The organism is Sporofaciens sp. St.21A7, assembly GCF_059728535.1.
Map to the genome: position 1 here is coordinate 4,643,014 of NZ_BAAGFN010000001.1, position 12,552 is coordinate 4,655,565.

Below are 12,552 nucleotides of genomic sequence, written 5' to 3' on the forward strand. Positions count from 1 at the left end.
TTTCATCATGATACATTTTTTCCCTGTAGTTACTACCTGCACTACTTCTCTTTTCCTTTGGTTTCTCACCATCCTTCCCACTTTTTCACATCTCCCCTTCCACTTGACTGCCAATTTTTTACAGATTTTGACATCTTACAGTGTCCATTATATCAATACTTTTGTATTTTGTAAATATACTTTCTTTAGAGTAGCCTATGAAAAAGGAGTTTTCTTATGTTTGGTGATATGATTAAAAATTTACGGCAGTCCCGAAGCCTCAACCAAGTCCAGCTTGCGGTTTCGCTCAACGTCTCGAAACAGACGGTTTCCAACTGGGAGAATAATAACATTCTCCCTTCCATAGAAATGCTGGTCAAGATTTCACAGTTCTTTTCCGTAAGTACCGACTACCTGCTTGAACTGGACAGCCGGAGTTACATTGAAGTAACCGGCCTTACCGATGTACAGTTAGCCCATGTCCGCCAGATTATTGACGATATCAAGGGGATATAAGCGGTTATTTTTCCGCACGCCCATTTTCCAACACTTCTATGGCATACTCATATCCCCTCATAAACGCCTTATCCTGAGCTTTGGTTACTATTTCAGCCAATGCCCTTTGGATTGCCCGCTGTTCCTTTACTGGGAAGGGCTGCGTCATCCTTACGATTTCCTGATATATATCATGTTCTAAATTTCCTATCCATTCTTCCTGTTCCTTCACACCTATCTCCTCCTCATACCAAAAGCTCTTTTATGCTATATTACTAAAACACATTATAAACTAATTTACAGCATATCCGACATATGCTGACAAAATCGATATTTTTTTAAATAACGTGATAAAAATCGACATAAAAGACTTTTACCTCTTTCCCCTATGCCAGCAAGCCCTCTGTCTGAAAACTAAAATACCCGTCCCCCACAATGATATGGTCCATCAACGGTATCCCAAGGATTTTTCCCGCCTTTTCTATCCTTTTCGTCATCGCCATATCTTCCTCACTCGGCACGCACCTTCCCGACGTATGGTTATGCACCATCACAATCCCTGCCGCATTTGCCAGAACCGCATGTTTGAAGATTTCCCTTGGCTCTGCTAATGTCGCATTTACCGTCCCGATGGACACCACCTCGATTGCCGCCAGCATCCCTGCATTATCTATGGACAGCACCAGCAGATACTCCCTGTCTGCACCCGCCAGAAACTTCCTTGTAAATGCCGCAACTTTTTCCGGTCCGTCAATTTCTTCCATCGCATACGGAAGCTCTCTTTCCCGAACCATCCTTACCCGTACAAACGGCACGTAATTTTTCACTCCTGCTTTTCCCACTATCCAATCCCCCTGACCTCCATATATTCTTCTAACGTAAAACTTCTTTCTCCGCTATAGTTCCAGTCCTCTCTTTCGAGAAAACATCGTCCCTCCTTCTCCACCTGTTCCAGACTTTCCTGAACCAATAAGGTTCCATAAAAATTAACTAAGATTCCTTTTGCAATCTCTACTGGATTTCCCTGACATTCATCATCATGCCTGATCTCATAACAGGAAAACCCTTTCGGTACGGAATCCCTTAATACTCTCAGTTCTGTAAAAATTGCCTCCTTCTCCAATACTGTGACCTGTTCATAACGAAGTTCATTTGCTTGATACCTCATTCTCTTTTCTCCTATCTCACACAATTCCATCTAAATCAACGCCAATGCCCGGAATCTTCTTCTCATCCTTATCAGCCTTGCGGAAACTCCCCGCATGGTAATATTGCAATGCTCTGCAATCTCCCGATAAGTATATCCTGCCGCCCTCATGCAGACAACCTCCTTCTCTTTCACCGTCATATGGGACATCAACTGCTGTAACTGCACCCGATCTTCCAATTCACTCGCAACGCAATTCACCTGCTCTAAAACCTGCTCTCTTGAAAACACACAGTCATAATTTTCACGGTATGTCTCCATAAGGGCATTTCGTTTCGGGCAGTTCCGATAAATATATTCGTTTATTATGCAGAACCGCATTTTTCTCCACGCAATAGAGGAAAACGGATACTTTGATAACTCCGGCTTTTCCAGATACTCTTGAACAGCCTCCAGATAGCCGAAGATTACCACATCGTAAAACTCAGACCGTTCTAAATGATTCTTCCATAAAAAACGTTCCACCAGTACATGGTGCTGTTCTGCAAATATCTTCTGTTCCTCTGTCAATATGCGCATATTTTTCATCTGTATTTCCTTCTCCCTTCCCAAGCATCAAAAAACCGGGACATTTCTGCCCCGGCTTCGCTATTTCTTAATCTCATTATCTATTTCTGCCTATATAATATGGTGTCCAATTTGGACACCGCATGTTTCTATTGTCGTTTCACAATTCTTCCTGACACCGGATCATAATATCGTGAAGCAGATACAAATCTTCCTCGCTTACGCAATCCGCCCGATTCATAATCGCCCTTGTGAGGAATACTGCCCACTCTATGTCTGACCATTCTTCTGATGTGTCCAATTTAGACACCTTCTGCATTGCCTCCGTAACGGCTTGTGTAATGACTGTCAGGCTCACATTTTCCCTTCCCCACTCCCGCAATATCTCCTGATGGCGGTTTCCTTTCTTGAACTGTCTAATATTCCCGCCTCCTGCAGTCCATTCGTTCTTCTTTTTTTCTATTTTACCCGCAAAATCATTCTTTTGTATTTCTTTCCCACTTTGGGGCTGTAAATCGGTGTCCAATTTGGACACCACGGAAAATCCCTCATTTTTTCTTCCATCCTTTCCTTCCTGGTTCTTCATTGCCCTCTCTGTGACCTCCTTTGCCTTCATACCGCCTTCTTCTGCCACTGCCTTTGCAATGGCTTTCTGTTCTTTCTCTGGTAATTTCGACGCCTCATATGCCGCACTGATATTCAAGTTTCCTTTCCGGAACTCTTCCTGAATCTCTGGCACTGCATGATTATGAATCCGATCCATTCTTGCAATACCAGAACTGCTTTCATTCATAAGGTCTGCTACCATATCCCTCAGCTTTCCCTGTATCTCCAATCCATCTTCATCCCTTGCCCTTATCAATGCCTCTTTCAATCTCTGTGCCTGCTGTGTCTTCTCCCATGGCGATAGTTCCCGATTCAAGGCATTTCCCATCAGAAGGGACAGTTCCAGCATTGCAGGAGTCATGTCTTTGTATAGATAGCGCACCTTCTCGTATTCCCGATACCCCCGTTCAAGGTTCTTGATATTCGCAAGGTTACGCCTGTGCCCGCTCACGATACAAAACTCCCCATTCACTCTCGCCAAGACCGTCGGCTGCTGCTGTCCCACCGCAAGGAAGCTGTCTGCAAGTTCTTCTATATTTTCCTGCGAATAAAAATTACTCTCCGAAGGCTTCACATCCATGGGGTTCAGCCATATCTCCTTGCACGCATTCACTGTCCCTGACTCGGACTCCTTTTTCTTAATGTCTATCAAATCGTTAATTCCAAATTTCGCCATGCCCCATCATCTCCCTATTCCCGTATAACTGGTCACGAAATGCTTATAATCCTGCGCCGCACCACAGCATGGGCTGTACTCGTAGATTGGTTTCTTCACAAAGGAATTTTCTGCCACCTTTGCAGAATACCGAATCCTGCCAAGAACCTTATACTGCCTGTAATGCTTGCTTTCTGCATTGTCCCATTCCTGCCTAAGCCATTCTAACCCTGCCGCTTCTCCGTCCGTATTCTGGTAAATCGTAATCAGTACGCCTTTTAATGTCAAAGACGGATTCAGCGCCTTTGCGTCCTCAATCTGTCCGTCCACAATATCCAGCCCTTCTAACGCATTTTCATCAATCTTCACAGGAACGATAACTTCATCCGTCACCCCAAGGGCATTGACTACATTGATTCCAATATCCGGGGGATTGTCTATGATACAATAATCATATCTTCCGCAAATATTATCTTCTGTCTGGTTATTGATACTGGCTTTTACAAATCTCCGGTATTTCCCTGTCATGTCCTCCCCACTCTCTTTCATCAGATTCCAAGAAACGCCAAACAATGACAGATTCGCCGTAATAATATCTATCCCTTCATAATCTGTTGCCTGTATCAATTCCTCTGGATTCTGCCAATCACCACTTAATATCCTTGCGGTAGGTGCAGTCTGTTCTGCCTCATACCGGCCAAATGCCTTGCTCAGATTCCCCTGCTTGTCGTTATCCCATAATAAGACCCGATTTCCCCTGCGCCACAATTCATAAGCCATATTTACCGAAGTAAAACTTTTCGCAACCCCTCCCTTTAAATTTAGCAAACTAATCGTTTTCATACCATTCCTCACCATCCTTGATTTATATTTGATAAATTGTATTTTTTAGAAATTCTGCACACAAAAAAACGCTACCAGATTTACTCCGATAGCGTTAAAAACGATTATAAAACTAAATGCCAAACATTTTTCTTGTACTTTCGACCTCTTCCACACTACAGCCAAGATTCTCGGCAATCTGCACATTTGCTAAATCCGGGTTCTTCTTAACCATCTGGAAAATATCTGCCGATAACGTGATTCCCTGCCATATTCCTTCCTGCAATTTCACTTGCATATCTTCCTCATAACTATACTCCGCAATCAACATATTCTCCACCTCGCTTCCTTTCCTCTTTAAATAATCTGCCAGAATCCCCTTTTCAATACATTCCTTGATTGCCTTTTTAATGGCGCTTTCTTCCTCCGAATACTTTCTCACCATACTGATAAACTGGCTATACTCCCTTAGTATCCCGCATTTATCCAGAATCCCATGCGCTTTATCGGAATTGATGTTAATAACCTTCACCTTTAATTCTACAGAATTTTCTCCTACCGGATTCATAAATGCGTCTGACAGAGTCAGCACTTGCTCTAACGGCTGTTCCTTCTCGCCATTGTAAAATACATAAAACTCTGGGGTCGGTATCTTCACCAATGTCGTCCTGTAGCGTGCCTTGCTGTCTACCAACTGCTCATATGCCCTTCCCACATACATCAAGCAGCGCAAGGGCATGTTTCTATTGATAGTGCTTTGATGTTCTCCGAAAACAAGCACCAGACCATTCACCTCACAAGAAATGTCATTCTTGAAGTTCTTATATAAGACATCATCAATCTTTACCTTCCGAATGATCGTTTCATCCTCATAGTTTGTATCATGCAACGCATTATATAAACTCAGCAGATTCTTCTTTGCCGTTTCATCCTGGTAAAAGAGGTCAACAAAGAGACTATCTTTATGTTCTCGGTTCTCCTTCTCCATTTTCCTGCACCTGCCTTTCCTTTATCTTTATACTACCATACTTCATTTGGGGTTTCAATTATCGGTTTCTAATCTCTTTACGCACATGTTTGTCTCCCCGTCTTTTTGAATTTACTGTTTCTGCATTTGAGATAATCTTTGGTCGATATGTAATTGCTGATTACAACTACAGGTTCCCCACATTCACAGCAGAGGAAATCCCCTTCTCCGGTCGCTATTAAATTTTTACAGAACTCGCAAATAGCCATCCTTTTCCTTTTACCCATAACATCTCCTTCCGTTTCTTGTCCAACAATTCTACTCCTTTTGCTTTGAAATCTTTATGACCAATTTCTTCATATATCTATATAGTACAGATACTGTCCATATCAGATTTTTACTGAAATGAAACATACCAAAAGTTAGAATGTTACTACTCTGGTACTTTTACAAGTATCAATAGAATAATATATAATTGAAATCCTATATTTTTACTGATTTTTTATTATGATATGGCATAGACATATGGCATCGACTCTAAGAGATTTTAAAATGACGAAGAAGGAATATACTCACAATTTCTAAAAATATCTATTCTTCAATAGCTTATCTTCCCAATCCCTCTATCAAAGTTCCGCTAGAAATCCTATCGTAATATTTAATCCTTCATACTAAAAAATTGTGTCCGATTCGGACACCCTAAACCATACCCAAAGGGCATACCGTAATACATGCCCTTCGGGCTGGTGGACTTCGTCCATTAATGTATAGATAACCCTCATTCAGATTTACACCTTATCTTTTTCTCTGGTTTTGAAACCGCTCCTCCTTCCGTGTCGCATTGTCCCTTACCACTACTTGATGATACTTTTCCAGCATTTGGTCTTTCCTTTTCAAAGCCCTCTCCATACTGCCGCAGGAATATCCCCAGGGAAGCCTTTTCCCTTCATCATCTAACACATAAACATCCGCCCCTTCCCATGTAAAATCATCCAGGTTCCCATTGACGTAAGCACGTTCTTCCATCACAAAATCCGCCAGCAGTTCGGCCATCCTATACATGGCCTTATTATCTTCATATAACGTCTTGAATGTACCGAGGCCATGCTGGCATTTTTCCCTTTTGTTAAAATACTCAATCCATAAGTCCAAATAAATCCCCTCATTGCCTCCATAATTAAGATTGCTGCTCAACTCAAATTCATAAGTTCTGATTGGAACCGGGTTTCCATCCGCAAGGCTGTAATCCAGAATCTCCGGCAGCCTGCCCTTGTCTTTTAAAATATCAAGAATCTTACAGAATAATTCTTTCGTTGTCATAGGCTTTTCCATAATCTGAAATTCTCCCTCTCTATCTTTTCCGGCAGCACATAGACAAAAAGCCAGAACATTCTCTGCCCTAACTCTTTTTTCTAATATCATCCTCCTATTTCACATACATCCTGCCATCGTCAAAGACTCTGTAAGTAATCACGTCCTCGCCCATACTGCCTGTCACTTCCACAAAATCTGGCGTCTCATAGCAATCCATGACATAATCCAGACTTTCTAATGCCCTATCATCCTGTACCTGATTCATCCTTTCTTTACTTCTCACTATCTTTTCTACCTCCAATACTAAATTTAAAATAGAATGATAAAGTTACTACGATAAGCACAAAAATACTGGACATCCCAGTCCAGCCCTTTTATTGATATCATTAGAATAATATGCAATTAAAGTCCCCAACCATAACAATTACAATATGCCGCATAAAGCAAGGAATATCCCGCCAACCGAGATATTCCCAATCATTACAATTATGCATTACCCTACCTTCTCTTTAATATCGGCTATTTCCCAAACCATTTACTTGAGATTTTCCTCTTTACAATAGGCTTTACATACTCTATGATATCTTCGATAGGATAATAAGCCTTGTATTCACCATTCGTATACGCAACTGTGTTAATCGCCATATGGATATGTATATTTTGCGTATCATCATGTACGGCAAACATGACCTGCCTGTCATATCCCCAATATGCCGCTATCTCATACCCCATTTCCATTACTTCATCAACCGTAAAGCCCAGGCTTTTTTCAAAGGATATAAAAATGTGGAATACCTGCTTTCCTTCTTCTTTATGGTATATCCGCTTTACGGCCAAAAACTGGTTTACCATATCTTCCACATACAGCGGAAATACTCCCATGCCTCCTACCTGTTCAGGCTTATTCAGCCTACAGATATAGTCAATTACCCTACTTACCGCATCTTCATTTTTATAATTACCTTTGGGAATCCCTATTTCAAATGCTGCCATACCAAGCGTGCCTCCTGATTCAAAAAATCTTTATCTTCTTGTGCAATATCATATTTATTAAGAATCTTGTTTAATGATGTCGAATAATTGCACAGTTGTACTAATAACTCTGTATTTTGAATATTATTTTCTAATTTTTTCCTGATATGCTCACTGATACTTATATGATTATTGTTTGCTTCACTGTTAAGTCTGTTGTACTCATCTTCTGTTAATCTGACTGTCACTTTTTTTCCCTTTGGTCCTGTCCCTCTAGCCATTGTTCTGTTTCCTCCTTCGTTATCTGACATCTTTGACCAGGTAACGGACTGTCAGACATTTTTGTCTGTTGTTGTCCGTTACCGTGGTAACCCTTTATTTAATTGTTATCTCTCTTATTCTTTTTTATTTCTGATTAAAATAATATTCCCATTCTTAAACTTTCCCTAACTACGTTGAACTTTCCCTGACTACAATGAAATATCGACTCTACACATCATCAATTCAAAACTATAAAAATAGTCCATTGGAACATCATAATAAAATATCTAATCAAGAAGGAGACTTTAACAATGACAGGTATCTTAAAACCATATTTCTCTACAGATAATGAAGCAGAACCGGCATTAATGACCGTTAATGAACTGGCAGAATATTTAGGCATAGGGAAGAACAGAGCCTATGAACTCTTGAATACCGGGGCTATCAAAGGTTTCCGGATTGGCTCAATCTGGAAAATAAGCAAGGTTGCCGTAGAGCAGTTTATTTATGAACAGTCTGGACTTATTTAATGACAAGGTATTAGTCAATAAAAATAATCTGACATACCTTTATATACCCAATCAAATTGAATCAAAAATCCTCAGAGACATACCGCCTCTGAGGATTCCTTTTACATAACTCTACATTTTTCTTCATATTTTTGTCTCTAAATGGTACACTTTTTATTATATTTATCTGCTAACTTTTCTGCTTTCTTCTGTGAAAATCGAGAATTCTTCATAAACATATATAAACATCCAATTCCCATCTTCATGCATAGACAAACTGATATTACTCCATATAAATCATATGGTAATACTTGATATATCTTACCTTTACCATTATATAAAGCCTTTACGTTCCATATTGTCATTCAAAACTCCTTTAACACATCTATATTTCTAAAATATATCATATTTCTTCCCTCTCAAATCGAACCTCGCAATCCTTCCGGAAAAATGATATCCCATAACAGTCAATCTTTCGATATCCTTCTGCACGCAGTTCTTCCATATATCTTTTGTCATATATTTGCTGCAATGCCTTTTCCGCATCCTTTTCCAAATCATCTATCGAATCCGAAACCTTCACTTCCACAATAAACGACCTTCCCCGTAGCGATGGGCTTTTCACCATAATGTCAGAACGCCCATTTCCGGTTTCACGGTTAGACTTCACCAGATAATTCTCGCTCTGGCTCAATATCCCTGTCAGAAAACCATGATAGAAGTTTTCTGCACTGTCATAAAAACTAATCGTCCGAATAAGCTGGCCGTTTAATATATCCGTCATCCTCTGGGCATTTCCCTCCTCCATTGCTCGGTACAAATCATGAAAATCCTCTTTCTTTATAGCGGCTTTCATCCAATTCAGAATCGTATTCTGATAAATCGTTTTTACTTCTATATTCGGTATACGCGCCCGTAAAAAGATAGAAGATTCTTTAAAATACTCACTCTCTTTTGTAAGATACCCTGTAAAGTAAAGAAAATTCCATAAGTTCTCACCATTACTGTGCATATCCCCATAGGTAACTTCTTCATGAACCTGAATATCTAAAATGCCGCCAACTAAAAGTGTTTCTATCTGTCCTTTCGTTTCCCTGTCTGCCCTGGCTATCAAATCCTTTATAATGTCATTGGAACTGGTGTTAATCCAATATGGGTGCGGATATGCTTCTACATCTGAATATAAATCATATAAAAATTTAATCACACTCCAAGGGTTATAAACTTCCGTATCTCCAAACAAATACCCGTCATACCATTCTTTCATTGTCGAAAAACGACTTTCCACTTCATAGTAAGACATCATCTGAAGAACTTCTTGCTCTGTAAAGCCAAAATGCTCACTGTATTTTTTATCAAGCACCGATATAATATTGAGATGATTCAATCCGGTAAATATGCTCTCCTTTGAAATCCTCAGACACCCCGTAATAACCGCAAATTGTAGATACTGGTTCGTCTTTAGCGCCGCTTCAAACAATGAACGGATAAATCCAACCATCTTTTCATAAAAACCTCTAAAATATGCATTTTCTAAAGGCACATCATACTCATCAATTAAAATAACTGTATTCTTTCCTGTAATCTTATACATACATTGGCAGAAAAGCTGTAGCGAATTTCTTACAATTTTATCCTCTGCCTCTCCTTCCGCAATAGCGGTATACTGTTTATATTCTTTGAACGAAAGCATTTCTTTCTTGCTTTCTACAATACCTCTGTGCCGTTCAAATTCCATGCTGACTGCATTTTGTATCATGTAATAAGCCGTATCGTAATCTTCCTGCTTTGCTGACTTCAATGTCAGTTCAAGCACAGGATACAAACCCATATGATTTGTATAGTTTTCTCCTGCTTCTATAATCTTCATTCCCTGAAACAGACTTTTATTCTGCTCATTTCTTTTTTCATGCCCGGTATCTTCAAAAAAATATCGAAGCATACTTAGGTTCAATGTCTTTCCAAATCTTCTTGGACGCGTAAACAAATTTACTTTCCCCTTTAAGTCCAGTAATTCTTTTATAAACATTGTCTTATCTACATAGTAATATTCTGATTTTACTATATCTTCAAAATTTTCAACACCAACAGGTAATGCCTTCTTCATCACTATCGCCCCCATCTGATACTATTTTTCATATTATAACCTATCCCTTTACATTTCACAATCCGTTTCATTGAACAGCAACAAAGCCAGCTCTAAGAATACCTTCCGTATTCTCAGAGCTGGCTCATGATATCTATTTGATTCTCCATATCAACCGTTCTATTTTATTACTACCGTATGTATAGTACTCTTACTAACTCCAAACGCCTTCGCCGTCTGCCTCACCGTCGCCTTATTTTCAATAATATAATACGCAATCTCTACTGCCCTTTCCTCAATATAATCCTTCATTTATAAACCCCTGCACTCATTGTTTTTACAATGTATGCAGAGGTCTATTTTCATATTCCTTTTTTCACTGCTTCATAGCCTCATCTTACTACCTGACCAAATCTATACTTCATTTTCCAAATTACCAATAGCATTTAGTAGGTTTTGTCTCTGCCCTTCCCAAACCGAACCTCACAATCCTTCCGATAGAACGCTATTCCGTAACAATCAATCTTCCGATACCCTTCTGTACGCAATTCTTCCATATATCTTTTATCATATATTTGCTGCAACGCCTTTTGGGCGTCATTTTCCAACTCGTCCACAGAATCCGAAACCTTCACTTCCACAATAAACGACCTGCCCCGCAGCGACGGGCTTTTCACCATTATGTCTAAACGCCCATTCCCCGATTCACGATTCGATTTCACCAGATAATTCTCACTCTGGCTCAATATCCCTGTCAGAAAACCATGATAAAAGTTTTCCGCGCTGTCATAAAAACTAATGGTCCGGAAAAGCTGGCCGTTTAATATATCCGTCATCCTCTGGGCGTCCCCCTCCTCCATTGCACGGTACAAGTCATGAAAATCCTCCTTCTTTATAGCGGCTTTCATCCAGTTCAGAATCGTATTTTCATAGATGGTCATAACTTCTGTGTTAGGGATACGCACCTTTAAAAATATATACTTCCCTCTAAAGTATTCACTATCTTTCGTCAGATACCCTGTAAAATAGAGAAAATTCCACAGGTTCTCCCCATTACTGTACATATCCCCATAGGTAACTTCTTCATGAACCTGAACGTCTAAAGTTCCACCGCCTAAAAGTGTTTCAATCTGCCCTTTTGTTTCCCGGTCTGCCCTGGCAATTAAATCCTTTATAATATCATTAGAACTAGTATTAATCCAATATGAGTGTGGGAAGGCATTGACATCTGCATATAAATCATACAGAAAATTAATGACACTCCACGGGTTATAGACCGCCGTGCCGCCAAATGTGTATCCGTCATACCATTCTTTCATAACCGGGAAACGGCTCTCTACACCATAGTAAGCCATCATTTGCCGCACTTCCGCTTCTGTAAAACCAAAATGTTCACTATATCTCTGGTCAAGTACAGATATAATATTGAGATGATTCAATCCGGTAAATATACTCTCCTTTGAAATCCTCAGACACCCCGTAATTACTGCAAACTGCAGATAATCATTCGTTTTCAGCGCAGCCTCAAACAATGAACGGATAAATCCCACCATCTTTTCATAAAAACCTCTAAAATATGCATTTTCTAAAGGCACATCATACTCATCAATTAAAATAACTGTATTCTTTCCTGTAATCTTATACATACATTGACAGAAAAGCTGCAGCGAATTTCTTATATTTTTTTCCTCTGCCTTTCCATCTGCAATAGCAGTATACCATTCATATTCTCTGGATGTCAGACGTTCTTTTCCCCTTTCTATCGTGTTTCTGTGCCGTTCAAATTCCATGATAACCGCATTCTCAATCATATAATATGCCATATCATAGTCTTCCTGCTTTGCTGACTTCAATGTCAGTTCAAATACAGGATACATTCCCATCTGACTTGTATAATTTTCTCCTGCTTCTATAATCTTCATTCCCTGAAACAGACTTTTATTCTGTTCATTTCTTTTTTCATGCCCAGTATCTTCAAAAAAATATCGGAGCATACTCAAATTCAATGTCTTTCCAAATCTTCTTGGACGAAGAAACAGATTTACTTCTCCTTTCAAATCCAGCAGTTCCTTGATAAACATAGTCTTATCTATATAGCAGTAACCTTCTTTTATTATTTTTTCAAAATTATCAACACCGATTGGCAATGGTTTCTTCATTATCATCCCTCCA

The 12,552-nt window shown here is 39.6% G+C and carries 15 protein-coding genes and 1 pseudogene; 2 read left to right on the forward strand and 14 right to left on the reverse strand.

All coding sequences use genetic code 11. From position 1 onward, the window contains the following. The first annotated feature begins 216 nt into the window (after nucleotides 1-216). Nucleotides 217-495 (forward strand): helix-turn-helix domain-containing protein, encoded by a 279-nt coding sequence (locus AC6I3O_RS23090; protein WP_334637134.1) that lies wholly within the window; start codon nucleotides 217-219, stop codon nucleotides 493-495. A 4-nt stretch (nucleotides 496-499) separates the two neighbouring features. Here AC6I3O_RS23090 and AC6I3O_RS23095 read toward each other — a convergent pair whose 3' ends face one another. The 11 genes from AC6I3O_RS23095 to AC6I3O_RS23145 form a co-directional block, all read right to left on the reverse strand. Next, on the reverse strand, nucleotides 500-706 hold the full coding sequence (locus AC6I3O_RS23095) for a hypothetical protein (protein ID WP_497852871.1): 207 nt from the start codon (nucleotides 704-706) through the stop codon (nucleotides 500-502). Between the two features lie 154 nt (nucleotides 707-860). Continuing rightward, nucleotides 861-1,316 carry a JAB domain-containing protein gene (locus AC6I3O_RS23100; protein ID WP_497852872.1) on the reverse strand — a complete coding sequence of 152 codons (456 nt, stop codon included), beginning with the start codon at nucleotides 1,314-1,316 and terminating at the stop codon, nucleotides 861-863. After that, nucleotides 1,316-1,642, reverse strand: coding sequence for an LPD28 domain-containing protein (locus AC6I3O_RS23105; protein WP_497852873.1), 327 nt, complete (start codon nucleotides 1,640-1,642; stop codon nucleotides 1,316-1,318). The genes AC6I3O_RS23100 and AC6I3O_RS23105 overlap by 1 nt, the downstream gene beginning before the upstream one ends. Nucleotides 1,643-1,672: 30 nt before the next feature. Further along, entirely contained in the window at nucleotides 1,673-2,209 is a 537-nt protein-coding gene (locus AC6I3O_RS23110) for a sigma factor-like helix-turn-helix DNA-binding protein (RefSeq protein ID WP_497852874.1), read from the reverse strand. Nucleotides 2,210-2,348: 139 nt separating this feature from the next. Beyond that, nucleotides 2,349-3,470, reverse strand: a complete 1,122-nt coding sequence (locus AC6I3O_RS23115) for a ParB/RepB/Spo0J family partition protein (protein WP_497852875.1) — start codon at nucleotides 3,468-3,470, stop codon at nucleotides 2,349-2,351. Between the two features lie 6 nt (nucleotides 3,471-3,476). Further along, nucleotides 3,477-4,292 carry a ParA family protein gene (locus AC6I3O_RS23120; protein ID WP_497852876.1) on the reverse strand — a complete coding sequence of 272 codons (816 nt, stop codon included), beginning with the start codon at nucleotides 4,290-4,292 and terminating at the stop codon, nucleotides 3,477-3,479. 112 nt (nucleotides 4,293-4,404) lie between these two features. Beyond that, on the reverse strand, nucleotides 4,405-5,259 hold the full coding sequence (locus tag AC6I3O_RS23125) for an RpnC/YadD family protein (protein WP_497852877.1): 855 nt from the start codon (nucleotides 5,257-5,259) through the stop codon (nucleotides 4,405-4,407). A 774-nt stretch (nucleotides 5,260-6,033) separates the two neighbouring features. Beyond that, nucleotides 6,034-6,570, reverse strand: coding sequence for a hypothetical protein (locus AC6I3O_RS23130; protein ID WP_497852878.1), 537 nt, complete (start codon nucleotides 6,568-6,570; stop codon nucleotides 6,034-6,036). A gap of 94 nt (nucleotides 6,571-6,664) precedes the next feature. After that, the gene (locus tag AC6I3O_RS23135) at nucleotides 6,665-6,835 is read right to left on the reverse strand and encodes a hypothetical protein (RefSeq protein WP_497852879.1); all 171 of its coding nucleotides are present in this window, start codon (nucleotides 6,833-6,835) and stop codon (nucleotides 6,665-6,667) included. A 236-nt stretch (nucleotides 6,836-7,071) separates the two neighbouring features. Beyond that, a complete protein-coding gene (locus AC6I3O_RS23140) occupies nucleotides 7,072-7,545 on the reverse strand; it encodes a relaxase/mobilization nuclease domain-containing protein (protein ID WP_497852880.1) in 474 nt (157 codons plus the stop codon). Next, nucleotides 7,527-7,805: a plasmid mobilization protein gene (locus tag AC6I3O_RS23145; RefSeq protein WP_497852881.1), complete on the reverse strand. Its 279-nt coding sequence runs from the start codon at nucleotides 7,803-7,805 to the stop codon at nucleotides 7,527-7,529. The genes AC6I3O_RS23140 and AC6I3O_RS23145 overlap by 19 nt, the downstream gene beginning before the upstream one ends. 291 nt (nucleotides 7,806-8,096) lie before the next feature. Here AC6I3O_RS23145 and AC6I3O_RS23150 point away from each other — a divergent pair, with 291 nt between their 5' ends. Beyond that, nucleotides 8,097-8,315 carry a helix-turn-helix domain-containing protein gene (locus tag AC6I3O_RS23150; protein ID WP_159754777.1) on the forward strand — a complete coding sequence of 73 codons (219 nt, stop codon included), beginning with the start codon at nucleotides 8,097-8,099 and terminating at the stop codon, nucleotides 8,313-8,315. Nucleotides 8,316-8,697: 382 nt separating this feature from the next. Here AC6I3O_RS23150 and AC6I3O_RS23155 read toward each other — a convergent pair whose 3' ends face one another. The 3 genes and pseudogenes from AC6I3O_RS23155 to AC6I3O_RS23165 form a co-directional block, all read right to left on the reverse strand. Then, nucleotides 8,698-10,401 carry an AAA family ATPase gene (locus tag AC6I3O_RS23155; RefSeq protein WP_497852882.1) on the reverse strand — a complete coding sequence of 568 codons (1,704 nt, stop codon included), beginning with the start codon at nucleotides 10,399-10,401 and terminating at the stop codon, nucleotides 8,698-8,700. A gap of 177 nt (nucleotides 10,402-10,578) precedes the next feature. After that, nucleotides 10,579-10,692: pseudogene (locus AC6I3O_RS23160) on the reverse strand (sporulation transcriptional regulator SpoIIID); the annotation flags it as partial. Nucleotides 10,693-10,826: 134 nt separating this feature from the next. Then, nucleotides 10,827-12,539 carry an AAA family ATPase gene (locus tag AC6I3O_RS23165; RefSeq protein ID WP_497852883.1) on the reverse strand — a complete coding sequence of 571 codons (1,713 nt, stop codon included), beginning with the start codon at nucleotides 12,537-12,539 and terminating at the stop codon, nucleotides 10,827-10,829. Nucleotides 12,540-12,552: the final 13 nt, after the last annotated feature.

Coding starts and splice junctions, on each gene's coding strand:
- AC6I3O_RS23155 (WP_497852882.1), bottom strand. CDS start 10,401: ATGAAGAAGGCATTACCTGTTGGTGTTGAAAATTTTGAAGATATAGTA.
- AC6I3O_RS23145 (WP_497852881.1), bottom strand. CDS start 7,805: ATGGCTAGAGGGACAGGACCAAAGGGAAAAAAAGTGACAGTCAGATTA.
- AC6I3O_RS23130 (WP_497852878.1), bottom strand. CDS start 6,570: ATGGAAAAGCCTATGACAACGAAAGAATTATTCTGTAAGATTCTTGAT.
- AC6I3O_RS23165 (WP_497852883.1), bottom strand. CDS start 12,539: ATGAAGAAACCATTGCCAATCGGTGTTGATAATTTTGAAAAAATAATA.
- AC6I3O_RS23105 (WP_497852873.1), bottom strand. CDS start 1,642: ATGAGGTATCAAGCAAATGAACTTCGTTATGAACAGGTCACAGTATTG.
- AC6I3O_RS23090 (WP_334637134.1), top strand. CDS start 217: ATGTTTGGTGATATGATTAAAAATTTACGGCAGTCCCGAAGCCTCAAC.
- AC6I3O_RS23120 (WP_497852876.1), bottom strand. CDS start 4,292: ATGAAAACGATTAGTTTGCTAAATTTAAAGGGAGGGGTTGCGAAAAGT.
- AC6I3O_RS23115 (WP_497852875.1), bottom strand. CDS start 3,470: ATGGCGAAATTTGGAATTAACGATTTGATAGACATTAAGAAAAAGGAG.
- AC6I3O_RS23150 (WP_159754777.1), top strand. CDS start 8,097: ATGACAGGTATCTTAAAACCATATTTCTCTACAGATAATGAAGCAGAA.
- AC6I3O_RS23125 (WP_497852877.1), bottom strand. CDS start 5,259: ATGGAGAAGGAGAACCGAGAACATAAAGATAGTCTCTTTGTTGACCTC.
- AC6I3O_RS23140 (WP_497852880.1), bottom strand. CDS start 7,545: ATGGCAGCATTTGAAATAGGGATTCCCAAAGGTAATTATAAAAATGAA.
- AC6I3O_RS23110 (WP_497852874.1), bottom strand. CDS start 2,209: ATGAAAAATATGCGCATATTGACAGAGGAACAGAAGATATTTGCAGAA.